This is a genomic window from Cytophagia bacterium CHB2 (genome assembly GCA_030263535.1).
GTDB lineage: Bacteria > Zhuqueibacterota > Zhuqueibacteria > Zhuqueibacterales > Zhuqueibacteraceae > Coneutiohabitans.
On the sequence record SZPB01000009.1, the window covers coordinates 21,042 to 44,155 of the forward strand.

General features: G+C 52.8%; 27 protein-coding genes. 2 read left to right on the forward strand and 25 right to left on the reverse strand.

The features are described from left to right. The 25 genes from FBQ85_02100 to FBQ85_02220 all read right to left on the reverse strand — a co-directional run bounded on the left by FBQ85_02100 (position 1) and on the right by FBQ85_02220 (position 19,817). A complete protein-coding gene (locus FBQ85_02100; GenBank protein ID MDL1873956.1) occupies positions 1-1,140 on the reverse strand; it encodes an acyl-CoA dehydrogenase in 1,140 nt (379 codons plus the stop codon). Positions 1,141-1,251: 111 nt separating this feature from the next. Beyond that, positions 1,252-2,100 (reverse strand): 3-hydroxybutyryl-CoA dehydrogenase, encoded by an 849-nt coding sequence (locus FBQ85_02105; protein MDL1873957.1) that lies wholly within the window; start codon positions 2,098-2,100, stop codon positions 1,252-1,254. Positions 2,101-2,111: 11 nt separating this feature from the next. Then, positions 2,112-2,549, reverse strand: a complete 438-nt coding sequence (locus tag FBQ85_02110) for a hypothetical protein (protein ID MDL1873958.1) — start codon at positions 2,547-2,549, stop codon at positions 2,112-2,114. A 2-nt stretch (positions 2,550-2,551) separates the two neighbouring features. Further along, a complete protein-coding gene (locus FBQ85_02115; GenBank protein ID MDL1873959.1) occupies positions 2,552-3,013 on the reverse strand; it encodes a hypothetical protein in 462 nt (153 codons plus the stop codon). Further along, the gene (locus FBQ85_02120) at positions 3,010-4,215 is read right to left on the reverse strand and encodes a thiolase family protein (protein MDL1873960.1); all 1,206 of its coding nucleotides are present in this window, start codon (positions 4,213-4,215) and stop codon (positions 3,010-3,012) included. Before FBQ85_02120 ends, FBQ85_02115 begins: the two co-directional genes overlap by 4 nt. 123 nt (positions 4,216-4,338) lie before the next feature. Then, the gene (locus tag FBQ85_02125) at positions 4,339-5,184 is read right to left on the reverse strand and encodes an MBL fold metallo-hydrolase (GenBank protein ID MDL1873961.1); all 846 of its coding nucleotides are present in this window, start codon (positions 5,182-5,184) and stop codon (positions 4,339-4,341) included. Then, the gene (locus FBQ85_02130; GenBank protein ID MDL1873962.1) at positions 5,181-5,807 is read right to left on the reverse strand and encodes a hypothetical protein; all 627 of its coding nucleotides are present in this window, start codon (positions 5,805-5,807) and stop codon (positions 5,181-5,183) included. The genes FBQ85_02125 and FBQ85_02130 overlap by 4 nt, the downstream gene beginning before the upstream one ends. After that, the gene (locus tag FBQ85_02135; GenBank protein MDL1873963.1) at positions 5,804-7,090 is read right to left on the reverse strand and encodes an ATP-binding protein; all 1,287 of its coding nucleotides are present in this window, start codon (positions 7,088-7,090) and stop codon (positions 5,804-5,806) included. Before FBQ85_02135 ends, FBQ85_02130 begins: the two co-directional genes overlap by 4 nt. A 13-nt stretch (positions 7,091-7,103) precedes the next feature. After that, positions 7,104-8,249 (reverse strand): acyl-CoA dehydrogenase, encoded by a 1,146-nt coding sequence (locus FBQ85_02140; protein ID MDL1873964.1) that lies wholly within the window; start codon positions 8,247-8,249, stop codon positions 7,104-7,106. A gap of 71 nt (positions 8,250-8,320) precedes the next feature. Further along, on the reverse strand, positions 8,321-8,527 hold the full coding sequence (locus FBQ85_02145) for a hypothetical protein (protein ID MDL1873965.1): 207 nt from the start codon (positions 8,525-8,527) through the stop codon (positions 8,321-8,323). A gap of 163 nt (positions 8,528-8,690) precedes the next feature. Continuing rightward, positions 8,691-9,449 carry an enoyl-CoA hydratase gene (locus FBQ85_02150; GenBank protein ID MDL1873966.1) on the reverse strand — a complete coding sequence of 253 codons (759 nt, stop codon included), beginning with the start codon at positions 9,447-9,449 and terminating at the stop codon, positions 8,691-8,693. 226 nt (positions 9,450-9,675) lie between these two features. Beyond that, on the reverse strand, positions 9,676-10,008 hold the full coding sequence (locus FBQ85_02155) for a hypothetical protein (protein MDL1873967.1): 333 nt from the start codon (positions 10,006-10,008) through the stop codon (positions 9,676-9,678). Between the two features lie 62 nt (positions 10,009-10,070). Next, positions 10,071-11,582: a multidrug transporter gene (locus tag FBQ85_02160; protein ID MDL1873968.1), complete on the reverse strand. Its 1,512-nt coding sequence runs from the start codon at positions 11,580-11,582 to the stop codon at positions 10,071-10,073. Positions 11,583-11,648: 66 nt separating this feature from the next. Then, a complete protein-coding gene (locus FBQ85_02165; GenBank protein ID MDL1873969.1) occupies positions 11,649-13,016 on the reverse strand; it encodes a DUF1446 domain-containing protein in 1,368 nt (455 codons plus the stop codon). Positions 13,017-13,055: 39 nt separating this feature from the next. Then, positions 13,056-13,514, reverse strand: coding sequence for a type II toxin-antitoxin system VapC family toxin (locus tag FBQ85_02170; protein MDL1873970.1), 459 nt, complete (start codon positions 13,512-13,514; stop codon positions 13,056-13,058). Beyond that, positions 13,511-13,819, reverse strand: a complete 309-nt coding sequence (locus tag FBQ85_02175; protein ID MDL1873971.1) for a hypothetical protein — start codon at positions 13,817-13,819, stop codon at positions 13,511-13,513. Before FBQ85_02175 ends, FBQ85_02170 begins: the two co-directional genes overlap by 4 nt. Then, the gene (locus FBQ85_02180; GenBank protein MDL1873972.1) at positions 13,816-13,986 is read right to left on the reverse strand and encodes a DUF1446 domain-containing protein; all 171 of its coding nucleotides are present in this window, start codon (positions 13,984-13,986) and stop codon (positions 13,816-13,818) included. Before FBQ85_02180 ends, FBQ85_02175 begins: the two co-directional genes overlap by 4 nt. Positions 13,987-14,116: 130 nt before the next feature. Next, on the reverse strand, positions 14,117-14,407 hold the full coding sequence (locus FBQ85_02185; GenBank protein ID MDL1873973.1) for a coiled coil domain-containing protein: 291 nt from the start codon (positions 14,405-14,407) through the stop codon (positions 14,117-14,119). A gap of 433 nt (positions 14,408-14,840) precedes the next feature. Beyond that, positions 14,841-16,505 carry an acyl-CoA carboxylase subunit beta gene (locus FBQ85_02190; GenBank protein ID MDL1873974.1) on the reverse strand — a complete coding sequence of 555 codons (1,665 nt, stop codon included), beginning with the start codon at positions 16,503-16,505 and terminating at the stop codon, positions 14,841-14,843. 51 nt (positions 16,506-16,556) lie between these two features. Then, positions 16,557-16,952: a hypothetical protein gene (locus tag FBQ85_02195; GenBank protein MDL1873975.1), complete on the reverse strand. Its 396-nt coding sequence runs from the start codon at positions 16,950-16,952 to the stop codon at positions 16,557-16,559. Next, the gene (locus FBQ85_02200) at positions 16,939-17,208 is read right to left on the reverse strand and encodes a hypothetical protein (protein ID MDL1873976.1); all 270 of its coding nucleotides are present in this window, start codon (positions 17,206-17,208) and stop codon (positions 16,939-16,941) included. Before FBQ85_02200 ends, FBQ85_02195 begins: the two co-directional genes overlap by 14 nt. A gap of 5 nt (positions 17,209-17,213) precedes the next feature. Then, the gene (locus FBQ85_02205) at positions 17,214-17,432 is read right to left on the reverse strand and encodes a hypothetical protein (GenBank protein ID MDL1873977.1); all 219 of its coding nucleotides are present in this window, start codon (positions 17,430-17,432) and stop codon (positions 17,214-17,216) included. Between the two features lie 29 nt (positions 17,433-17,461). Next, positions 17,462-19,165 carry a single-stranded-DNA-specific exonuclease RecJ gene (gene recJ, locus FBQ85_02210; GenBank protein MDL1873978.1) on the reverse strand — a complete coding sequence of 568 codons (1,704 nt, stop codon included), beginning with the start codon at positions 19,163-19,165 and terminating at the stop codon, positions 17,462-17,464. A 51-nt stretch (positions 19,166-19,216) separates the two neighbouring features. After that, positions 19,217-19,525, reverse strand: coding sequence for a DUF2442 domain-containing protein (locus tag FBQ85_02215; GenBank protein MDL1873979.1), 309 nt, complete (start codon positions 19,523-19,525; stop codon positions 19,217-19,219). Further along, a complete protein-coding gene (locus tag FBQ85_02220) occupies positions 19,485-19,817 on the reverse strand; it encodes a DUF4160 domain-containing protein (GenBank protein ID MDL1873980.1) in 333 nt (110 codons plus the stop codon). The genes FBQ85_02215 and FBQ85_02220 overlap by 41 nt, the downstream gene beginning before the upstream one ends. Positions 19,818-20,015: 198 nt before the next feature. On the opposite strand from FBQ85_02220, the gene FBQ85_02225 reads away from it, so the two are divergent. Continuing rightward, positions 20,016-21,203, forward strand: a complete 1,188-nt coding sequence (locus tag FBQ85_02225; protein MDL1873981.1) for a D-alanine--D-alanine ligase — start codon at positions 20,016-20,018, stop codon at positions 21,201-21,203. A 186-nt stretch (positions 21,204-21,389) separates the two neighbouring features. After that, positions 21,390-22,880, forward strand: coding sequence for a GAF domain-containing protein (locus FBQ85_02230; GenBank protein MDL1873982.1), 1,491 nt, complete (start codon positions 21,390-21,392; stop codon positions 22,878-22,880). Positions 22,881-23,114 lie beyond the last annotated feature (234 nt).

Here is a 23,114-nt window from a genome sequence, read left to right on the forward strand (position 1 = left end):
TTATTTCAATAAACTGCGCGCAATGACAAGCTTCTGAATTTCCGAAGTGCCTTCGTAAATTTCCGTAATTCGGGCATCGCGCATGATGCGTTCCACGGGATAATCCTTCAAATAGCCGGCGCCGCCGTAGATCTGCACCGCTTTCACGGCACAATCCACCGCAACTTGTGAGGCATACAATTTGGCCTGCGCTGCCGCCGTCGCATAATCCCGGCCTTCATCTTTTGTCGCAGCCGCGCGATACACCAGCAAACGCGCCGCGTCGATGTGCGTCGCCATATCCGCAAGCATGAATTGAATCGCTTGAAACTCGGCGATCGGTTTGTCAAATTGCACGCGCTCTTTGGCGTATTTTAGCGCAGCATCAAGCGCGCTCTGCGCAATGCCCAGCGCCTGTGCGGCAATACCGATCCGGCCGCAATCCAAAATCTTCATGGCGATATTAAACCCTTTGCGTTCCTGCCCCAGCAAATTTTCCGCCGGCACTTTGACATCGTCAAAATTCAACATTGCGGTATCGCTGCTGCGAATGCCGAGTTTCTTTTCTTTTTTGCCAACAGAAAAGCCCGGACTGTTCTTCTCGACAAGGAATGCGCAAACCCCTCTATGCCCGGCGGCTTTATCAATGGTGGCAAACACGATGAAACGATCGGCATTCACGCCGTTGGTGATGAAATTTTTTGTCCCATTGATCACATACGAATCGCCTTCACGCCGCACTGTGGTTTGCATGTTGCTGGCATCGCTCCCGGAACCCGGTTCCGAAAGACAATACGCGCCGAGCAATTCGCCTTGGGCCAGTGGAATCAAATGTGTTTGCTTTAAATAATCCGATCCGAATAATTCCAGGCCATAACAGACCAGGGAGTTATTGACAGAAACGATAGCCCCCGTGGAGGCGTCGACGCGCGAGAGTTCTTCAATCACGATGGCATATGACACCATATCCGCGCCCTGCCCGCCGTATTCGACTGGAGTGTTGATGCCGAGATAGCCGAGACGCCCCAATTCTTTCACCTGGCGGTGTGGAAATTTTTCCTGGGCGTCGCGCTCGGCGGCGTCCGGGGCCAGTTCGTTTTCGGCAAAACGGCGAATCTCCTCGCGAATATGCTTTTGTTCGTCGGTCAAATTGAAATCCATGTCTCCACTCTCTCTTTCATTTCAAAATTTACCGCCCGGGCGATCAGCTAAACAACTTGTGCACGTCAAAGAATTGTCGGGGCATTCAATGCAAATCGCGGGGCGGTGATACTATTTGGCATACTCATAAAAACCTTTGCCTGCCTTGCGCCCGAGATGCCCGGCAGCCACCATTTTGCGCAGCAACGGGCACGGGCGATATTTATCGTCGCCGATTTGCGTGTGCAAAACGTTCATGATGTGCAGACAGACGTCCAGGCCGATAAAATCCGCCAGCGTCAGCGGGCCCATGGGATGATTCATGCCGAGCTGCATCACGCGATCAATGGCTTTAGGCTCGGCGACGCCCTCCATCACGCAATAAATCGCTTCGTTGATCATCGGCATGAGCACGCGATTGGAAACGAATCCGGGATAATCATTCACCGCCACCGCGATTTTGCCGAGCTTCTCAGCCAATTGCATGATGCTCGCAAACGTCTCGTCGCTTGTCGCCAAACCGCGAATCACTTCTACCAACTTCATCACTGGCACGGGATTGAAAAAGTGCATGCCGATAACTTTTTCCGGTCGCTGCGTCGCGGCCGCCAGCTCCGTGATTGAAATGGAAGACGTGTTGCTCGCCAAAATGGTTTTAGGCGGGCAGAGCGTATCGATCTCCGCAAAGATTTTCTTTTTCAGGCCGGCATCCTCCGTTGCCGCTTCGACGACAAGTTCGCAGGTATTCAGGCTTTGCAAATCGGTGGAAGCGGCGATGCGAGCAAGAATCCCGGCCATGTCGTCATTGGTAATCTCCCCTTTCTTGATTTGCCGCGCAAGATTGTTTTTAATGGCAGCCAGCGCGCGATCAAGGAACTCCTGCTTGATATCCACCAACGTAACCGCGCAGCCGGATTGCGCAAACACATGAGCAATGCCGTTGCCCATGGTGCCGCCGCCAATGACGCCGATGCTTTGCATGCGCTTTCGCCTCACCTCTTTGGAGTCTTCAGCTTATTTTCGTATGTGTGAATGCCCTCGCGGATACGACGGCACAGGTCTTGTGATTTTTCGCAATCAGCAATCATTGTGATCGCCTGGCCTGCCGATGCCACCAACAGCGCCGCTGTTGCTTGCGAATGAAACTCCTGGGAATGCAAATCATAATCCGCGACACGGCGACGATCGTAAAGGCGATGCAATATCCGGTAAAGCTGCTGGCCTTCGATCACGCCTGAATTATTGATACGACCTTGCAACTGACCATGCGCTTGTGGGCCAATCGACGCCTCAAATCCCAAACCGGACAGAAAGGCGACACAACGATGAAAGACCGCGTAATAAGCACGATTGGTCGCAGTGCGATAAGCCGCTTCAGAGGGCGCTTTGAGCAATTGCTGAGCAATTTGCAAAAAGTCGTCGCCGCGCATTCTCAAAATCCCCCGGCTACGAGACAAATCATCGCGCCTTTTTCAATGGGAACTTGTTTGATCATTTCTCTGTCGAATTGATTCGTCTGAGCCAGCACTTCCTCGACGGTTCCAGAAACGGCGGCTTCAATCGTGATCCAACTGTTGTTTTCCAGCTCCGGATCAATGACGTATACAAACTCGATTTTCTTCACTGCGGCAAAACAATCGTACACCAATCGAACGGCTGTTTCCAAGTGTGGGAGCAAATCATTGACGACAGCGAACTGCCAAACTTCCCTGGAAACTTGATAACCGCCAATTTGACGAGCCGGAAGCGCGGATTTTTTTTCAGCCGGAGGCTGCCGCTGAACATGATAGGCAGCCATCGGCTCTGCCACTTGGTTTGCTGGAGGCGTCGTTTCCCGTTGATAAGAAACGGGTTCATCTTCTGGCGGCTGCGGTTTTGGTCGCTGCATGTTCATATCCTCGAGTAGCCCGCATTTTCCACAATCACCGTCGAGGCTTCGCCGCCGCCGATGCAAATCGCCGCCATGCCGTATTTCTTTTTGTATTCTTGCAGCACATGAATCAAGGTGACGAGAATGCGGCACCCGCTCGCGCCAATGGGATGACCCAGCGCCACGGCGCCGCCGTGCACATTCAGTTTTTCCAGGGGAATGCCGAGTTGCTGCTGCGCCGCGAGCGCAACCACGGCAAAGGCTTCGTTGATTTCAAAAATATCGATTTTATCCAATGAAAATGCCGATTTCTTGAGAATCTTGTCAATCGCATCGATCGGAGCCATCGTAAACCACTCCGGCTTTTTCGCAGCAGAAGCTTGACCGACGAGTTTTGCCTGCGCCTTGACGCCCAACTTCTCGGCAATCTCTCTGGCCATCACCACCACCGCGGCAGCGCCATCATTTATTTTGGAGGCATTCGCAGCGGTGATTGTACCTTCTTTGTCAAATGCCGGACGCAACGCCGCCATTTTTTCGAAGTTGGCCTTCTTTGGTTCTTCATCATCGGCAATCAAAATGGGATCGCCTTTTTTCTGCGGCAGGGGTACGCCCACGATTTCTTTTTGGAATAAACCGTTTGCCTGCGCCGCTTGCGCGCGTTTGTAGCTCGTTATCGCGAATTCATCTTGCCTGCCGCGCGGGATGTTGCATTCGGCTGCGCACAGTTCTGCCGCATTGCCCATGTGAAAATCGTTGTAGACATCCCATAAACCGTCTTTGATCATGCTGTCAACCAGCTCGCCGTGGCCGAGGCGATAGCCGTCGCGCGCTTTGCTCAACAGATATGGTGAATTGGACATGCTTTCCATACCGCCGGCCACGACAATATCGGCATCGCCAGCCATGATGGCTTGCGCCGCGAGCATCACCGCTTTCAAACCGGAGCCGCAGACTTTGTTGATCGTCATGCACGTCACCTCGACCGGCAAGCCTGCTTTGATTGCCGCTTGCCGCGCCGGGGCCTGTCCCACGCCGGCTGGCAGCACGCAGCCCATGATGACTTCATCAACATTCTTGGGATCGAGTCCGGCTCGCCGCACCGCTTCTTTCACCACCAGCGCGCCCAATTCAGTGGCAGAGAACGGCGCCAATGCGCCTTGAAACGCGCCTATCGGCGTGCGGCATGCACCGGCGATAATGACTTCACGAAACGGCGTTGGCATGAGGAATTCTCCTTTCCAAAAAACTATGCAACAGCATTTTGTGCAATGATAACTTGTTAAGCCTCAAACAAGCGACAAACAACCAGGAACAAGCAACCAGCAACGAGCAACAAGCAACCAGCATCAAGAGTCAATATTCACCGGCTCAATCTTCCAATTCCCCTCTACCCGCTGCAAATATCCCGCTTTGATGCGCGCGCCGTGCTCGAAAATCAACAACCATTGTTCTTCGAATGCTTGCTGTAACACTCTTGGTTTAACCTGCATCGTCTGCGCCGGGAACACATCATATCCCATCACATAGACGGTTCTGAGATGAGAAACCGTCGGCACCAAATCCGCCAGGAAACAAATCGTGCGACCGGCGGTTTTGATTTTGATGATGGCATGATCCTGCGTATGCCCGCCAGTGACAATGCTTTCGATTCCGGGCATAACTTCCCCCGTGCCTTCCAAAAATCTTAAAACGCCGTGCTGATGCAGCGGCACAAAATTCTCCTGCAGATAACTCGCACGGCTGCGCGGGTCGGGGTGCAGGCCGTATTCGTAGTTGCCGCGCTGGCAGAAATATTGGGCATGCTGAAACGTCGGCTCCAACTCTCCGTCTGCATTGCGGCGCGTGCTCCAGCCGATGTGGTCGAAGTGCAGATGTGAAAGAATGACGTGGGTGATTTCTTCGGGCTGGAGGCCATGCCGGGCAAGCTCATCCAACATGGTATGCTCGCGCTGCACCGCATAGATGCCGGCAAATTTCCGGTCAAATTTATCGCCGATACCGCAATCAATGAGAATTTTCTCTTCGCCGCGGAGAACGAGCAGCGAATTCAATCCCAGCAGAATGCGGTTCTTCTCATCCGGTGGATCGTGACGCTCCCACAGCACACGCGGCACCACACCGAACATCGCGCCGCCGTCGAGGCGAAACGTGCCGTCGGAGAGCAGGAAGATGTCAACGTCGCCGAATTTCATTTGGACTGTTCAATCAAAGACATTGGGGGGCGTCCGAACCATTTCACCAAAGCAGATTTAAAATCAGAGAAGCTTCTGTCTCTGCAATTTTTCAAAGTGACTGTAGATGCCAAATTTGCATATATAGCCGCGGAGCGGCGCAGATGTGATTTTTTAAGAGCATCTTCCATGGCTGCCTTTGGATCTTTCGGTTTCAAATTTTCATCTCGTTCATAGTGCGAGAGTATTTCCTTGAGCTGCTTTTCCGACAATCCCAAAGATCTCGAAACATTGGGAGAGTCAGCCCAAACCCAGATTTCCAACTCTGGGTCTAAAACCACGACTTGATTTCTTTCATTCCAGCCTGCTTGATCAAGGCGCTCTTTTACAATCTGCTGGATTTGTCGTGCTGATTCTTTTGAGCCACATCCATCACGATCAAACATTACCAGGGCAAAACGATAAAGCCGCTGGAATGGCCGCAAGAAATCTTGGCATTTGCCAAAAACGCCAGCATCTCTTTCTGGATGAACAAAAATTTCAAATGAGGGCGTTAGTATACCGAGAGCTGGTTCACGCATTAACAATTTTTCAGTCGCGGCTCGCATCTGACTGTCTGCAGCCAGAATAATCAAATCCTTCATCCCAGAACTCCAGAGGCAAAAAGAACACTGAGATTAACTTCACCCCTCCAGTCCTTTAGTTTTGGATGTTCCGTTCCGACAATAACATCTGTCGCCCCAGTCAGCGTTTTACCGAAACAGAGAATTTGCTCTAACCTCGCCAAACTAAGAAAAATCGGTGAATGGCTTGCCACTAAAATTTGATTATCATACACCGAAGAAAGCGATTCATAAACTGCTTCAACGGCTCTTGGGTGCAATCCATTTTCGGGCTCTTCAATTAAATAGATTGATCCTTCTGAAGGCAAATAGGCAATTAACGTCAATGCTAACAGTCTCAACGTTCCATCTGAAACCAACCATGACGGTACACGGGTTCCCGTTTGATAGATAACCTCGAGAAATAAATGCCGATCCTCTTGCCGCTCCTGAACCTCAATTGCTTGAATATCAGGCAAGGCTGTTTGTACATGTGCAAGCCATTGTTGATAACGGTTTGAATCTTTTTGCAGTTCGCGTATAGCCAAGGGTAAATTCGAACCATCTGGAACAAAACGTTTTGGCGTTAAAGGCGAACAGGGTTGGCGCATAGCTAAACTGTTCAACGCTAAAACCTGAATGCCTTCCATAAGAAGCCTTTTTGCCCACGTCGAAACGGGAAATTTTTGCTCATCTTCAGGTAGATTTGCCAGCGACGATTTCCGTGGCCCTAGTCTGAATAAATTATTCCAATCACCTGACTCGGCTTTGAACCAATCATTCCCCGATTCGCTGATTTTATTAACAACCTTCCGCCAGCCCATCGGAGAATGCTTGCGTGGTGCAACCAAAATTGAATCTACGACAGGATTTTCACGTGGAAAACCAAGAGACAGTTCTATTTGGGGTGCCTGACTCTCAGGTTGACGTCGATAGGATTTCTTCCCCTCATCTGACTTTAACCAAAAAACTTCATTTAAGAGTGCGGCTTCATTTTCAGATGAATAACCCAAAGCTATCTCGTAACGGCATTGTGTGTAAGCGCCATTGTTCTTCAAGCCATACAAACGTTCGGGTAATGCAAATTCAATTGCCAACTCAAAGCGATTACCGAGCCGATTCCAGGTCATTTCTTCAATCGAACGCGCACGCCGGCGAATACTTTCCTCCGGTCCAAATTTCAACATGTCACCGACGAAGGCAACAGCATCTAAAAATGTTGTTTTGCCACTCGCATTTGGTCCGATCAATATGTTGAAAGGAGAAATTTTTTGGCTCAAACAGCGCAGCGAGCGATAATTGAGAGCTTCAATTAGGCAAATCATATTGTGTCGTCACCTATATTTCCTTCAACACTTCCCGGGAAATAATAATCCGCAGCACTTCGCTGGTGCCCTCGCCAATCTCCATGAGCTTGGCATCGCGCCAGTAACGTTCGACCGGATAATCCATGAGATAGCCGTAGCCGCCGAATATCTGAATGGCTTTGCTGCAGGCGCGCATCGCCATTTCGCTGGCAAAGAGCTTGGCCATAGCCGCTTCTTTGACGAAATTCTTGCCGGCGTCGCGCAGTTGCGCAGCATGATGCACCATCAAGCGCGCGGCATGAATCTCCGTGGCCATGTCCGCCACGAACCAGCGGATGGCTTGAAAATCTGCGATCGGCTTGCCGAAGGCCTTACGTTCCATCGAGTAAGCAGAACCTTTGTCCAATGCCGCCTGCGCCAGACCCACAGCCATCGCGCCAATGCCAATGCGGCCGCCGTCGAGAATTTGCATGGCGTACTTAAAACCTTCGTTTTCCTCGCCGAGCAAATTTGCCGCCGGTACTTTGCAATTATCAAACGAAACCTGCCGCGTATCGCTCGCGCGCAAGCCGAGTTTGTTTTCTTTCTTGCCGATGATTACGCCGGGGAACTCGCGCTCGACAATAAAGGCGCTGATGCCGCGGGTTTTGGAGACTTGCGCATTGGTTTTGGCGAATACGACATAGGTGCCGGCATACCCGCCGTTGGTCACGTACATTTTGCTGCCGTTCAAAATGTAATGATCACCCTGGCGCGTCGCGGTGGTGGAGAGCGCGGCGGCATCGGAGCCGCTGTGGGGCTCGGTCAGGCAGAACGAGCCAAACTTTTTGCCGGTCAGCAAATCGGGCAGATATTTCTGTTTCTGAGTTTCGTTGCCAAACAGGTAAATGGGTGTGGCGCACAGCGAGCAATGCGCCGCGACGGATAGCGTGGTGGCGCCGCAAACCCGCGCCAGTTCCTCGATCATCAACACGAATGAAACCGTGTCGAGATCGCCGCCGCCGTATTTTGAGGAAAAGGGAATGCCGAGAAAACCCAATTCCCCCATCTTGCGCAAATTTTCCGCGGGGAATTCCATGGTTTGATCGATTTCGGCGGCCTTGGGTTCGATTTCATTTTTGGCAAACTCGCGCACCGTGTCGCGAATCATGAGCTGCTCATCGGTAAAATTCAGCATGAGGTTCTCTCACATTAGGTGTTTAAAAGAATTCAGCAATCGAGAAAAAAAACACAACGCCGCAGGGAGGCCTAAACTCTCTGCAAAAAATTCTCCACAACGAAAATTTTCCGCAAGCGAAACTGCAGCGGGCTTGCCACCAGGGTGATGGCTTTCATACTCTCCATGCCGGAGACAAACCAGGGTTCTTTGCAGGCCGGGATTTCCAGAATCCAGCGCGGCGTATCGAGGTGCAGCTCATCACACAAATTAATGAGCAGTCGCGGCCAACAAAGCATCGTATCTCTCACTGCTCAATTCATAAGGCTGTGTAATGGCTGAAGGGTCTTTGTAATAGCGAAAGTCATCAACAAAATCCATCAAGGCAACGGCCCAGTTCGACGGATCGGCTTCGATGCGTTGTTTGGTTTCGCGCAGCGCCGTCATGATTCGAAAAAATATTCATTCACTTCTAAAAACCGGCTGTCGCTTTTCGCCAAAGGCCGCCAGCGCTTCACGCCGGTCGTTCGTCGGAATGATGCGGCGATAGCATTCCAGCTCATAGGCCAGCCCCTCGGTTAATGACAATTCCAGGCCGCGGCGCATGGCCTCCTTCGCAGCCTGCACGGCGAGCGGGCCGTTTGCTGCGATCTTCTCCGCCAGTTGCATTACCGTGTCCAGCAAATCTGCCTCCGGCACGACACGATTTGCGAGACCTTGTTCCAAACACTCCCTTGCACTAAACAATCTTGCGGTGGCAATCCATTCCATGGCGCGGGCATAGCCGATCAGCCGCATCAGCCGTTGCGTGCCGCCGGCGCCGGGTATGATCGCCAGCGCGGTTTCGCGCAAGCCCATGGTCGCATTTTCACTGAGCACGCGCATGTCTGCGGCGAGCGCGAGTTCCATGCCGCCGCCCAGCGCCGAACCGTGCACCGCCGCAATCGTAGGCACATTAATTTCTGCGATCGCCTGCACAGCGCCGCGAATGCCCTGCACCACAATCTCGACCTGACTCTCCGGAATCTCTTTGCGCTCTTTGAGATCAGCGCCGGCGCAAAAATGTTTGCCTTCGCCGCGCACAATCAAAACCCGGAGTTTTTTGTCAAGAATATCCTGATTCGCATGTTGCGCCGCGACAGCAATCTCGCTCACAAGCCGGCGGCCCAGCGCGTTTACCGGAGGACGATCAATTGTGAGACATCCAACACGATCCTTGATTTCGTATTTTACAAATTCAAGTTCAGACACAATGTACCTTTTTGTAGCCTGGAGTCTGTGTTGTCACTTCTTGGGATGCCAACGCTCCTGATGAGTTTTGCCATTCAAGCTCGGTAATGTTCAGCCACGGCTTGGCCGTGGCTTGACCACAGTAAATGCCACGGCCAAGCCGTGGCCGATCAAACCGGGGTTACCGATTCTGATTATCAAGTTTCACAAGAAGTCACTATAGAATGAGTTCATCCGGCGCTTCAATCTCCATCTGCAACAAGCCCAGGCCATGCGTCTTGCCCTGCGCATCGCTCTTCAGGCTTTCCGAACCGCCGCCGCCCAGCGAATCATGCAAAATGAAATTCAGCGCCATGATGCCGTCCACTTCGTAGCGTTCGACCTCGCCCCGGCAAATCTCACGAAAGTGGCTTTTTACCTTGTCCGGTGTAAGCGTTTTTTTAAGCAACTCATAGCCGGCGCGATCATATGCGACGATGCCGACATTGCTGGCGTCGCCTTTGTCGCCGCTGCGCGCATAGGCGATTTGGGAGAGATGAATTAGTTTCATAATCGTTCTTGGTTGCTTGTTGCTGGTCACTCGTTGCTGGAGCGAGCAACGAGCATCTTGCTTCATTTCTTCTCCAGCGAATGCAACGAATCCAGCCCCTCCGGCAACGGCAACACCCAGCGCACCGGTTGCACCGTGCCGTCTTTGCGCACCAGCCGCTCGACATATTTGTACTTCAACACGGAACGCTCGACCCAGACATCGTCATCGATAATGGTGCCAAAAATATAACTGGTGCCCTTGATGAGCACATTGTTGCCGATGCGGGTGGGATACTCATCCGAGCCGGTCATGTTGACGCCGGATTCGATCTGGCAATTCTCGCCGATGATCAAATTACCTTTAATGATGTTGCCTTGAAAAATGGCAGAGTTTCGGCCGATAACCAGCTTTTGATGCGCATACGAGCTGAGAAAGACATTTTCATGAATCACAACATTCTCCCCCAGCTCGATGTTGCCCTCGAGGGTGGCGCGGCTTTTGATCACAACGCCCTTGTTCAGGCTGACGTGCGGGCCGATATGCACGCCTTTGCCGACGACGATGTCCAGCGGCGCGCGCGCGATGTCCATGCCGATGATCTGCTCGATCACTTCATCCGCAATGAAAAAATCATCTTTGTCATCGATGGTGATAATGTCTTTCAGGCGATCATATGCCTTGTCGCGCGCGATTTTCTCCATCTCCTTCAACACGCTTTTATTGTTGAAACCCATGACGGTGGAGTAGTCGCTGGCGCGCGAGGCTTTGACGGAGAGGCCGTGTTGGTTGAAAATGGCAATCAAATCGGTAATGTAAAGTTCGCCCTGGGCATTGTTGGTTTGCAACGTTTCGATGTATTTCGCCAAGAGCGAAAATTTAAAAGCATACACGCCCGTGTTGAACTCGGGTATATTGAGCAATTGTTCACGCGAGAACTCGTATACGCGATTATTGTAAGTGATGCGATGCGGCTGATCCGGCTTGAGCGCGAGAATGTCGCGATGCTCCATGATCGCGATGACTTTGTCATAATCGCCGCCCGCGGATTTGCCCTGCGCGTCCTTTTGCGGGACGCGAATGATGCGGCCGTAATAATTTTCCTCGGGTTTGCCCTGGTAATCCGCGGTCAACACCATCATGTCGCAAACGTTGCGCTCGAAATCATGGCGCAAATCGCGAATGGCGCGGCTGTTCAGCAATCCCATGTCGCCGGGAAAAACGTATATCGCGCCGTTGAAATGCTCCGTGATCAAACCTTGCAAGCCCACGCGCACGGCATCGCCCGTGCCGCGCTGCTCCGATTGCAACACAAACACCCGATGCGGCGCCGCGCCCAGCGCTTGCGCAACATCAAGCGCCTTGATGCCGACGACGATGATTTGATTTGCCGTTTCCAAGCCTTCGCGCGCCGCGTTGGCAACACGTGTGACCGTGGGCACGCCCCAAATCATGTGCAGCATCTTGGATTTTTCCGATTTAATACGCTTGCCATGGCCGGCGGCCAAAATCATGGCAACGTTCAGGCCTTGTGCATCGATCGGAGACGATAATTCCTGCAATTTCACGTGCAATTCCCAGTCCTGGTCCTTCATAGTCAAGCCTTCCTCAAGTTGTGTGTTCTTTGGTTGTAATCAGGCAAAATCATGAATCAAATATTTTCAAAATGCCATAACCTCCACTTGCGGTCGAATTTTACCTTTACCCACTAACGCCGGCCAATAACTAATAATGTCCGTCGCTTTCGGGCGGCCGCCGGCAAAGCCGGTCACGCCCGGCGGGCCGCTGGTGACGAGTGGAACGATTTCCATACCGAAGCGATCGACCCTGGCTTTGTCATGACTTTTGACGCCCACGCGCAAAACGATTTCCGCAGGATCAACCGGCGCGACAATGCCAGCATGACAAACGCCGCTGCCTAGAAATTCCACCAACCGTTCGTCTTCGGTAAACGTACAATCATCAAGCGCAAGCCGTTCCCAAATCATCTCGGCACAAAGCCGGGCTTTGGCCAGCGCTTCCGGGCCGGAGATCACGAGTTGGCCAACGGCTTTGTAGCCGTTGTGATAACTGAAACTCACTTTCAAGCTTTCCGTGGGCGCGCTGCCTTTGATGCCATACACGCGCACACGATCGGCCCCTGCTTGCTCGAGCTTGATCGTGGTAAAATCCGCGACAACGTCCGGCGTGAGATAACGCCGCGGATCACCCATTTCATAAACGAGCTGAGACGCGACTGTTTCAATACTCACTTTGCCGCCGGTTTGGGCATGCTTGGTGATAAAAAATTCTCCGGAGGCATGTGCTTCGATGACAGGATAGCCGATGCGAGCATAGTCTGCAATCTCGCGCCAATTGCTGTAATTCGCGCCGGTGCATTGCGCGCCGCATTCCACAATGTGCCCGGCAACTGTGCCCGCCGCGAGTTTGTCATAGTCCTCGGGCTGCCAGCCGAATTCATAGATCATTGGGCCGAGCACGAGTGAAGGATCCGTGACGCGGCCGCAGATGACGATATGCGCGCCTTGCGCCAGGGCTTCGGCAATGGGAAACGCGCCGAGATAAGCATTGGCCGAAGAAATTTTGTCTTTAATCTCGTTAAGCGAACGTCCGTCATCGAGGTTCTTGAAAACTTCGCCGGCAGCCTGCAGCTCATCGATCCGGTCGAGAATATCATCGCCGGTAACGGTGGCGACCTTGAGATTGCTCAGCCCGAGTTTTTTGATCACCTGCCCGGTCGCGCGCGCGCACGCCGCGGAATTCACCCCGCCGGCGCTCGCGATGATCTTGATGCCCTTCTCGTGGCATTCTGGCAGGATGCGTTCAAGCATTTGAATGAAGTCCGTGGCATACCCTGCTTCGGGATTCCGGCTCTTGAGCTTCTGCATGATGCTCATCGTCACCTCGGCGAGGTAATCGAGCGTGAGATAGTGCAGCGGCCCTTCGCGCACCAGCCGCACCGGCCCGAGAATCGAATCGCCCCAAAAGCCCTGGCCGTTGGCGATGAGGAGAGGAGAGGTTGCGTTCATGTGAGTTTTCTGCATTATGCTGCTTCAATGGTTTTCATATCATTCGTCAAATCTTCTACCGCGCAGTGCGTTTTGAATATTGCGGCGATTCGGCACGCTTATCAAACCGAACTGGCGAAAGTGCTCATCAAGCGTGAAGGCGGAATCAAGCGACAACTTGCGCATGAGAGCGAAACTCGTGCAATCCGTAAAGCTGAAAGTTTTATCCCGATATTTTTTGAAAATCGCCCAAGCTTCATTCTCGATGGCGTTGTCCACCGCAAGAGTTGAGGTGACCTTGCTCGCGCGCACGTACTCGCCAAATTCTATCGCGCTCAGGTGATCGACTCTGATGCGCAAGAGCGTGAGCGTTTCGTCAACTACATAATTCGAAGTAAAAATAAAGCTCCCTTTTCGTTTGAGATCGGCCAATGTGCGCTTTGCGATTTTGTGAAAGGGATCGTCTTTATCGTACAACGCTTTCCACGCGCTCGTATCGACAAACACTCTGCTTCTCACGCCTTGCCTCCGTACAAATAGCGGTCGTGCTCAATCGCGCTGTCGTCGTTTTTTCTGCCCGAAGCGGCCTTCCCCACCAACTTCCATAAGGGGTCGTTCAAGTAATCTTTTTTTGAAATCTTTGGTGTGGTCTGCGGCGGCAATTCGACCAAATGATAGATGACGTGCACGAGCGCTTCATACGTTGGCCGCGAGCTGCTTTTTAGCTTACGCAGCAAGCGCAGCTCTTGCGCAAAGAGGTCAACGTCATTTTGCGCGCGTTGGCTCTGCGCGCGTTTGCGCGGCTTTGATAATATTTTTTTCATGAACAAGGCTCCGAATTTTGTTTGCAAGCATGCATAATGCTCATCGTCACCTCGGCGAGCTCATCGAGCGTGAGATAATGCAGCGGCCCTTCGCGCACGATCCGCGCGGTGATCTCCTGAAGCAGTTCCTCGGTGATGCCGAAAATGTTTTGCTCAACGACGGCCATCGGCCACGCTCATAATTTGCCTGACACGCGAAACCGGGCATTCGCTGGAAGAATCTCCCCAAAAGCGAGATCACTTTGCGCAAGCCCGGCTTCGGCGCGTGCTTCTTGCGATTTCACAAAAAGGGTTTACCTACTTGTTGAATTTCGAAAAAGCGCTTTTGAACGCGCCTTTCAGCTCGGTCCAACTTTTTTCGGCGCCAGCTTTGATGTCGTCCCAGGCTTCATCACTGGCTTCCTGCAATTGATTGAATTTCACCATGGCCGCATCTTTCTTGGCGCGCAGCTCGGTGATTTGTTCCTCAATCTCGGCCTTGGCGCCGGCTTTGGCTTGATCGGCCTTGACCTTCAATTGATCAAGCTCGACGTCCCAATCTTGCAGTTGCGCTGCCAGCTTCTGCAGATACGATTTTTTTTCTTCCATGACAGGGTTCCTTTCGTTTAATGGTGATATTGGCCCGCTCTTTTGGGCAAACGTTTTGAATCAGATGCAGAATTGGAGACGCAATGACTGAGGTTTAGTCGCCAGCCGAAAAATTTTATTCATCTGCCGCGCCAGGGCTTGAAAATATTTCAGCCACTCTAGCAACGGCGCCGGACGAGGGATAAACTCTTTTTCATCTCCTGCGGCGCGAACGCTCTCAAGATAGAGTTGAATAGCCTCAGCAATATTTTTTTGGCCTGAGATAAAGTGCGGCCTTGCGAAGCTACGTCAAGCTCCAGGCACAAGGCAGAATAAAGCCAGCCCTCCTTTTCGATTAAAACATGCAAATCAAGCGGCTTTATATTCCCGTTTTTTCTATTCATGTTTCATCGCGTTTTTCATTCAACCTTCACTAACCGGTTTGCGATCTGCATCACATCCGCATCACGCCGGTGCGATACTCGCCCACCTCCGGCCGAAGCGCCGCCATTTCCAACCCTGTAATCAGCGTCTGTCGCATTTCCCGCGGATCGAGAATGCCATCGACCATCAGGCGCGCAGAGGTGAAATAAGGCGAAGCTTCTTCATTGTATTTTGCCACCAGGCGTTTGCGGAATGCACTTTTTTCTTCAGGCGAAAGTTCTTTCTTCGTGAGCAAAACCGTGTCCGCCGCAATGCCGCCATCCATCACCGCTAATTTAGCCGTTGGCCACGCGAAAATCAAGGCCGGGTCATAAGCCTTACCGCACATGGCATAGTTGCCCGCGCCAAAACTGTTGCGCACAATTACCGAGAATTTCGGCACCACGGCATTGGCCTGCGCATTGACGAATTGCGCGCCGTCTTGAATAATGCCGCCGCTTTCCGCTTGCTTGCCGACCATGAAGCCGGTGACGTCATGCAAAAAGAACAGCGGAATACGTCGCTCGTTGCACAGCATGATAAAATGCGTCGCTTTGTTCGCCGAGTCGGAGTAAATCACATTTCCCATCTGCATCTGCGGCGGCTGCGGCCGGCCAAGATGGTCCGGCGGCATTTGCCGCTTCACCGGCATGCCTTGATTGGCCACGATGCCGGCGGAAAAACCGCCAATGCGGGCAAAAGCGGTGACGATGGTTTTGCCGTATTCCGGTTTGAATTCTTCAAAACGGCTGCCGTCAACAAAGCGCGCGATGATCTCGCGCATGTCATATGTTCTCGTGGCATTTTCCGGCAGAATCCCGAGCAATTCTTCGGGATCGTAAGCCGGTGCCTCGGTTGCAATGCGTTCGAACGGCGAAGGCCGCGAATAATTCAACAAAGCCATTTGATCGCGAATAAACGCGAACGCTTCATCTTCTGTGTCGAAGCGATAGTCCGCCACTCCGGAAATGGCGTTGTGCATGCTCGCGCCGCCGAGCGTTTCGGAGTCGACGACTTGTCCCACGGCGGCTTTCACCAAAAACGGCCCGGCGAGATACATGCTCGAATGTTCGGTGATCATCGCGAGTTCGCTCGACATGCCGGGCAGATACGCGCCGCCGGCCACGCAGAACCCGAACACCACCGCTATTTGCGGAATGCCTAGGGCCGCCATTTTCGCGTTGTTGCGGAAGATGCGGCCGAAATGCTCGCGATCGGGAAAAATTTCGGCCTGGCGTTCGAGATTCACGCCGGCGGAATCAACCATATAAATGATAGGCAGATGGTTTTCCATCGCGATTTCCTGCGCGCGCAGATTTTTTTTGCAGGTAATCTCCACCCACGCGCCGCTTTTCACCAACGGATCGTTGGCGACGATCACCGCGAGCTTGCCGGAGACGCGGCCGATCTGCACGATGGTGCCGGCGGAAGGATAACCGCCGGGAATGTCTTGATACATGTTCCACGCGGCAAACAAGCCGATTTCGAGCGGCTCACTTCCCGGGTCGAGAATGCGCCGGATTTTTTCTCGCGCCGGATATTTACCGCGCTTGGCGAGTTTCTTTACGGCTTCAGCAGAGGGTTCGCGGATTTCTTTTTCCCGCAGATTCAACTCGCTGAGTAATCTTAAAAAATTACTGCGGCGTTTCTTGTATTCTTCGGATTTGGTGTCGAGTTGGGAAGGGAAGAGTTTCATGCAGGCTCCGTCAAGGGAAAGCGATTTCTTCGCGTTGCGTACCGGCGCGGGTTACTTCTTCACGATCGGACGTTGATCACTCCAACTGAGGCGCGGGCCATCGAATAACAGGGACAATAGATTTAGAATATCCCGTCCCAGAACCCCCCATTCTTGATCGATCAGTAAGTACTTCCCTCTGAATGTCCGTTCGAGAAAGAGCAACTCCAATTGTGCGGCAGAAGCGAAGCTTGTACGGCCATCGAAACCTTCCAATTCGTAGATTTCTTCAGAGACCGCAGCCATTCCGAGTTGATTGACGGAGGCGCGAGGCAACAACGTCACATCAGAGCCCGAATCAAGCAGCATGGGAATACCAGGCAAGAGGCCGCCGCTGTTTGGATTCCGTAATGTGACTCGCGCCAATGGCGCGGGCGGATTGAACCACATACTATCATACGTTGGCATCAGAAGGCCCTTCAATCACTTCCTTGACGAAATCTTTAGCCTGTTCCGGATGCGCCAACCGCGGGCTGTATACATGCGCGACACGTTTCGGATCCAATTCCGGAAAGATGACGTACACCCTGGCCTTCTCCGGTAACCGAACGCCCTCTACCAGCCGGATCAAACCGTTGTCAACAATTCCTTCATAAGCCAATACTTTCATCGTGCACCTCGCTTTCATCATCGAAATGATGGCGCTTTGCAGCCAACCATTCATCTCTTTTATTCCAGGTTAAGACGCCGTGCAATTTCTTCCAAACCCTCGCCGCGCTCACCACGACCAACCGCCTTCTTTTGAGTGAGTAACCGGTCACGCACCGATTTGCGCACGCTCAAACCTTCGTCGGGATCGCCTAACAATTCCAGCAATTTTTGTTCGATGAGCCTTCCCAGCATATCTTGCAGCTCGTCCTTTGTCATTTGAGAAACGGTGGTTGCCATTTTTTCTCCTTCACGTTTGAAATCAAACTCTACCGAATATCCTTCACCCGCAATTGAATCGTCGTGCGGCCCTGCCAGGTGTTTTCTTCGACGAGATAGGCAAGATCGACGTCGCTGCGGCCCTCAGTGAGCCGCGCGCGCAAATCGCCCAGATTGAAACCGATGCAATCCAGGCGCTTGTTGCCCTGCATGACGTTGAAGCGCAAATGGTTGTTGCCGACGATCTGCGGATTGCCGATCACCCGCAGGCCGCGCGAGACGAACACCGGCCGCATATTTTGGGGACCGTAAGGCGCCATGACTTTCAGGAATTTCATGAAGCGCTCGTTGATGTCCGAAAATTCGATTTCGCCGTCGATGAGCAAGCGCGGCTTCAGCATATCTTCTTTAATAACGCCGGCCGCGACTTGCTGCAGTTTTGCGCGCAGCTCCGCAATGTTTTCGGTGCGAATGCTCAAGCCCGCGGCGTATTTGTGGCCGCCGTAGGCCAGCATCAAATCCTGGCATTGCGTCAGCGCCGCGTGAATATCGAATCCCGGAATGCTGCGCGCCGAGCCTTTGCCAACGCCATTGTCCGTGGAAATCAAAACCGTGGGCCGGTAAAATTTTTCAACCAGGCGCGACGCCACAATGCCGATCACGCCGGTATGCCAGGCCTCGCGATTCAAAACAATGACGGAATCTTTAACCGGATCGCATTGCGTGGAAATCAAATCCAGCGCTTCGCGAAACGTGCTGTCATCGATGTTGCGGCGCTCGCGATTCTCCGCATCCAGCACGCAGGCTATGCTTTGCGCTTCGTCGGTGTCGTTCGAGGTCAACAACGCCACTGCGCGATTGGCATCGCCCATGCGGCCCACGGCATTGATGCGCGGCGCCAGAATGAAAACGATGTGTCCGGTGCCGAGATCACTACCTTGCAAGCTGCACACGTTGATCAGCGCTTTCAGACCGATGTTCTCCGTAGCATTCAACCGCTCGACGCCCGCTTTCACCAGCACGCGATTTTCATCTGCCAACGGCACGATGTCCGCCGCGCTGCCGATGGCCACAAGATCGACATGGCGCAACAGCTTGCTGTGATCTTGCTGCAAATGGCTGAACAACGCCTGCATCAGCTTGAACGAAACGCCGACGCCGGCTAGCTCTTTAAACGGATACGGGCAATCGCTGCGCTTGGGATCGAGCAACGCAACTGCCGCTGGCAATTGCGGCCCGGGTTGATGATGATCGCACACGATCACATCAATGCCAAGTTGGCGGGCGTAGCGAATCTCTTCCACCGCCGAAACGCCGCAATCAACTGCAACAATTAACGTAATGGCTTGCGCCGCCGCTTTCTCAATGCCTGTGAGGGAAAGGCCGTAGCCCTCGCGCAGCCGTTCAGGAATATAGTGTGGCACCTCATAACCCAGACTGCGAAAAGCAAGTTTGAGCAGCGCCGTGCTGGTAACGCCGTCGACGTCGTAGTCGCCGTAGATCAGCATTTTCTCGTTCTGTTCCAGCGCCGAGGCGATGCGTCGCACGGCAGGCTTCATGTCCGCCATTAAAAACGGGTCATGAAGGCGCTCGAGATCGGTGCGAAAGAAATTGCGCGCATAGGCGGCGGAATCAATGCCGCGATTGAGCAAAACCCGCGCGATAATCGGCGGCACGCTCAACTCCTGCGCCAGGCGCAAAACCGATTCGTGCGGTGTTGCCTCGATGAATTGCCATTGTAACGTCATGATCATGCCTTTGCGGCTAGGTATGAAAAAAGAGAAGAATTCGAAAACGGCGCCCCGCTAAGCTAATTCCGTTGCTATTTTCACGGTCGCGGCTTCTTTTATGCTGACATCCGGCAATGAATAAACGAAGTCAGGACAAAAATCAGCGCCATTGAGCCCAAAAATCGAACCAGAAATATCATCCACAGCAACCAGACTGAAATACTTCGGGTCATGAAGCGGCTCGAAGATCGGACCGTTCAGATACGGCATTACGTCAAATACCCTGATCTCGCCGTTGCGAAAAGCGACTTTTGGACAAAAATTTTCGAGGGGCGTGCCATCTTTAAAATATAATGTGGCATTGTATTGCTCCGGCGGTTCGATCTTCAATAACGTTTCGCCTTTTTCTAGCCCGATTCCAATTCCTTATCAGCTCGTCGCGATGAAGCACAGCCCATTCTCGGACAAGGCGTAAGGTCCGCGCCGACAATTTCCCTTCCATGACTTCGAGTGGTTGAATGTTCATGGTCGCACCATATTCACCATAGTAAACGTGAATGTGCGGTGTGGGATGATCGTTATGGAACATATAAATCGAAATACCGAAAAAATGAGAGATTCTTGGTACTTGCAATCCCCTTGTATTGTGGCCGCTCGCCGTTATGAACCCGACCATAGTAAAAATTTAATCTCCTAATTTCAAGCGAAAATCTCGAACAAACTTCATGTTTGCTATTCAAAAACGAAATTTTATATTGCCGTGTCTGTTTGCAGGCGGAGCTATGACGGAGCAACCGCGCTGAGAAGGCATGCCAGCGCTTGTCATGCAGCCGGCCGGTGTGCCACACAAACTGTATAACCAACGGATCATTCCATGAAAAAAATCCGTGTTTGCGTCATCTTTGGCGGGCGCTCGGGCGAGCATGAAGTCTCTCTGGTGTCCGCCACCTCGGTAATCGAAGCATTAGATAAAAACAAGTACGAAGTTATTCCGGTCGGCATTACCAAGTCCGGGCGCTGGATTGGCGGCAACAATGCCCTGGCGCTGCTGAAAAGCGGCGCGGAAGCGAGTCACTCGCTCGCCATGGTGGCGCCGGATCCCAACGAGCATCGCCTGGTTGCAACGGCACCCGCCGACCTGGACAGCGCGGGAATGATGTCTGAGGAAAAAATCGATGTTGTGATACCGGTTTTGCATGGGCCGCTCGGGGAAGACGGAACCATGCAAGGCTTGCTGGAACTGGCCAATTTGCCCTATGTCGGCAGCGGCGTGCTGGGCTCCGCGGTGTGCATGGATAAAATCGTGCAAAAGGCGCTTTGCCTGCAAGCCGGCATTCCGGTGGTGGATTATCTTTGGTTGCACGCCGTTGATTGGCATAGCGAAAAATTTGAAACCGTGCCGCAGGTCGCGCATTCGCAGCGCCTGAGCGGCAAGAACCAAAACGAAATTCTGCAAACCATCGAGGACACGCTCGGCTTGCCGGCGTTTGTGAAACCCGCCAACATGGGTTCGAGCGTGGGCATCAACAAAGCGCGGGATCGCGCGCAACTGGTTGCCGCGATCGAAGAGGCGGCGCAGTATGATCATAAAATTTTGATTGAAGCCGCCATTGCCAGCCCGCGCGAAATCGAAGTGAGCGTGCTCGGCAATTTACACCCCAAGGCCTCGGTGTGCGGCGAGATCGTGCCCTCGAATGAATTTTATGACTATAATGCCAAGTATGTTGACGGCGCCTCCACGCTGTACATTCCCGCCGATCTCCCCCCGGCGCTCTCGCAGAAAATCCGCGACACCGCGATCATGGGTTTTCTCGCCTGCGATTGCCAGGGTCTGGCGCGCGTTGATTTCCTGCTCGAACGCGATTCGGATACGTTTTATCTGAACGAGCTCAACACCATTCCGGGTTTTACCCAAATCAGCATGTACCCCAAATTGTGGGAGGCGAGCGGTGTGCCGTACGCACAACTGCTCGATGAACTGATTCAACTCGCCTTCGCCCGGCATCATGCCAAAAGCAAGCTTGCCACTTCCTATCAGCCCAAACAGGATTGGTTCAAATGATGATCTTCGAGATTCATCATACCTGATGAAGTCCCTTGCATTACAAAACTCGTCGCTTGGCCGCTATTGGAGAAAAGCCGGCAAGCGGCCGCGCTGATTTTTTGACAATCGAAAGAGAAACACAACAAACCGCATTGTGTTTAAGAAATTTTTCAGCAGATCCAACATTGCACGGAGAGGTTCACTGTGATCCAATCCGAATCACAATCATCCCGCCGTGAGGCCGCTCTCAAAGCGTTGCAAGAAGAAAATCAGGGTTTGCAGCGCGCGGTGGGCGAACTGGCGCTGTTGAACGATCTTGCCCGTGAGATCGGCGCTTCGCTCAATTCAGAAGAGATCATGCAAACCATCATCCGGCGCTCGTTGCGCGCTGTCGATGCCGAGCAGGGCGTGATTACATTGATCGACCAGCACGCTTCGACGCCGATGAAAACCCTGGTGCGCACGCGCGTCAGTTCCGGCGGGCAGCAGGCGTTTCATCTCGAACAAAGTCTACAAGGCTGGATGCTGCTGCACAAAAAGCCATTGCTGATCAACGATCCGGCGAATGACGAACGCTTTCACGGGGTGGCGTGGGAACAATCCATTCGCTCGCTGCTCTGCGCGCCGCTGCTCATCAAGTCGGAATTGAAGGGCATTCTCACGCTCTACAACAAGAAAAGCGGGCAAGAATTCACCGCGGAAGATCAACGCTTGCTGGGCATCATCGCCGCGCAATCGGCGCAGGTGATGGAGAACGCGCGGTTGTATAAGCAACTCGAACAATACAATCGCACGCTGGAAGAGAAGGTGCAACAACGCACCGCCGAGCTGCAGGATAAAAACCTCGAGCTGACGCAAACGCTGCAACGCTTGCGCGAAACGCAGAACCAGCTCGTCACCCAGGAAAAGCTCGCCTCGCTCGGCCAGCTCACCGCCGGCATCGCGCATGAGATCAAAAATCCGTTGAATTTTGTGAATAATTTTGCGGTGTTGTCGATCGAGTTGGCGAAGGAACTGAGGGAGGAGATTGTAAGACGTAAGGCGAAAAACATAAATGAGGATGATTTTACGGATATTGAAGAGATTCTCTCAACGCTGGAACAAAACGCGGAGAAGATCAATCATCACGGCAGGCGCGCGGACAGCATCGTGAAGAGCATGATGCAGCACGCGCGCGGCTCTTCCGGCCAGCGCGAGTTGGCGGATATCAATCAGTTGCTGGAGGAAGCGGTAAATCTCACCTATCACGGACTGCGCGCCAATGATGCCTCGTTCAATGTCACGATTGAAAAAAAGTTCGACAGCACCATCGGGCCATTGAGTGTCATTCCGCAGGATTTGAGCCGCGTGTTTCTCAACCTCTTCAACAATGCCTGCTATGCGGCGCATGAGAAGAAGAAACTGCATCCCGCCGGCTTCGACCCCGTGATCTCGGTTTTTACCAAGAACCTGGGCAGCCAAATCGAAATCCGCATTCGCGACAACGGCAACGGCATTTCGCAAGATATTCGCGACAAAATTTTCAACCCATTTTTTACGACAAAACCGGCCGGGCAAGGCGCAGGTTTGGGATTGTCGATCAGCCATGATATTATCGTGCAGCAGCACAAAGGGGAGATTGAGGTGGAAACGGAGCCGGGGAAGTTCACGGAATTTGTAGTGCGGCTGCCGAAAGATCGCAGCGTTCAAAGCTAACGCAGGAGGCGTGAAATATTCATGGCCGGCGCCAGCGCAACAATTCAAAACGCCGGCCTTCATTCGCGGTCGTGCTGGCGCCTCAACGAACGGAAAGCAACAGTTTCACGCCACACGAGACTGAAGAAACCGGAAAGATAAATCATGATTGGCCAAACAATTCTTCACCACAAAATCACAGAAAAACTCGGCGAAGGCGGCATCGGCGTGGTCTACAAAGCCGAAGAGACCAAG

What these genes read in the sequence shown, in the direction of transcription:
- FBQ85_02100 (MDL1873956.1), bottom strand. Translation starts at nt 1,140, where the DNA reads ATGGATTTCAATTTGACCGACGAACAAAAGCATATTCGCGAGGAGATT.
- FBQ85_02105 (MDL1873957.1), bottom strand. Translation starts at nt 2,100, where the DNA reads ATGCAAAGCATCGGCGTCATTGGCGGCGGCACCATGGGCAACGGCATT.
- FBQ85_02110 (MDL1873958.1), bottom strand. Translation starts at nt 2,549, where the DNA reads ATGCGCGGCGACGACTTTTTGCAAATTGCTCAGCAATTGCTCAAAGCG.
- FBQ85_02115 (MDL1873959.1), bottom strand. Translation starts at nt 3,013, where the DNA reads ATGAACATGCAGCGACCAAAACCGCAGCCGCCAGAAGATGAACCCGTT.
- FBQ85_02120 (MDL1873960.1), bottom strand. Translation starts at nt 4,215, where the DNA reads ATGCCAACGCCGTTTCGTGAAGTCATTATCGCCGGTGCATGCCGCACG.
- FBQ85_02125 (MDL1873961.1), bottom strand. Translation starts at nt 5,184, where the DNA reads ATGAAATTCGGCGACGTTGACATCTTCCTGCTCTCCGACGGCACGTTT.
- FBQ85_02130 (MDL1873962.1), bottom strand. Translation starts at nt 5,807, where the DNA reads ATGAAGGATTTGATTATTCTGGCTGCAGACAGTCAGATGCGAGCCGCG.
- FBQ85_02135 (MDL1873963.1), bottom strand. Translation starts at nt 7,090, where the DNA reads ATGATTTGCCTAATTGAAGCTCTCAATTATCGCTCGCTGCGCTGTTTG.
- FBQ85_02140 (MDL1873964.1), bottom strand. Translation starts at nt 8,249, where the DNA reads ATGCTGAATTTTACCGATGAGCAGCTCATGATTCGCGACACGGTGCGC.
- FBQ85_02145 (MDL1873965.1), bottom strand. Translation starts at nt 8,527, where the DNA reads ATGCTTTGTTGGCCGCGACTGCTCATTAATTTGTGTGATGAGCTGCAC.
- FBQ85_02155 (MDL1873967.1), bottom strand. Translation starts at nt 10,008, where the DNA reads ATGAAACTAATTCATCTCTCCCAAATCGCCTATGCGCGCAGCGGCGAC.
- FBQ85_02160 (MDL1873968.1), bottom strand. Translation starts at nt 11,582, where the DNA reads ATGAAGGACCAGGACTGGGAATTGCACGTGAAATTGCAGGAATTATCG.
- FBQ85_02165 (MDL1873969.1), bottom strand. Translation starts at nt 13,016, where the DNA reads ATGAACGCAACCTCTCCTCTCCTCATCGCCAACGGCCAGGGCTTTTGG.
- FBQ85_02175 (MDL1873971.1), bottom strand. Translation starts at nt 13,819, where the DNA reads ATGAAAAAAATATTATCAAAGCCGCGCAAACGCGCGCAGAGCCAACGC.
- FBQ85_02180 (MDL1873972.1), bottom strand. Translation starts at nt 13,986, where the DNA reads ATGGCCGTCGTTGAGCAAAACATTTTCGGCATCACCGAGGAACTGCTT.
- FBQ85_02185 (MDL1873973.1), bottom strand. Translation starts at nt 14,407, where the DNA reads ATGGAAGAAAAAAAATCGTATCTGCAGAAGCTGGCAGCGCAACTGCAA.
- FBQ85_02190 (MDL1873974.1), bottom strand. Translation starts at nt 16,505, where the DNA reads ATGAAACTCTTCCCTTCCCAACTCGACACCAAATCCGAAGAATACAAG.
- FBQ85_02195 (MDL1873975.1), bottom strand. Translation starts at nt 16,952, where the DNA reads ATGCCAACGTATGATAGTATGTGGTTCAATCCGCCCGCGCCATTGGCG.
- FBQ85_02200 (MDL1873976.1), bottom strand. Translation starts at nt 17,208, where the DNA reads ATGAATGGTTGGCTGCAAAGCGCCATCATTTCGATGATGAAAGCGAGG.
- FBQ85_02205 (MDL1873977.1), bottom strand. Translation starts at nt 17,432, where the DNA reads ATGGCAACCACCGTTTCTCAAATGACAAAGGACGAGCTGCAAGATATG.
- recJ (MDL1873978.1), bottom strand. Translation starts at nt 19,165, where the DNA reads ATGATCATGACGTTACAATGGCAATTCATCGAGGCAACACCGCACGAA.
- FBQ85_02220 (MDL1873980.1), bottom strand. Translation starts at nt 19,817, where the DNA reads ATGGTCGGGTTCATAACGGCGAGCGGCCACAATACAAGGGGATTGCAA.
- FBQ85_02225 (MDL1873981.1), top strand. Translation starts at nt 20,016, where the DNA reads ATGAAAAAAATCCGTGTTTGCGTCATCTTTGGCGGGCGCTCGGGCGAG.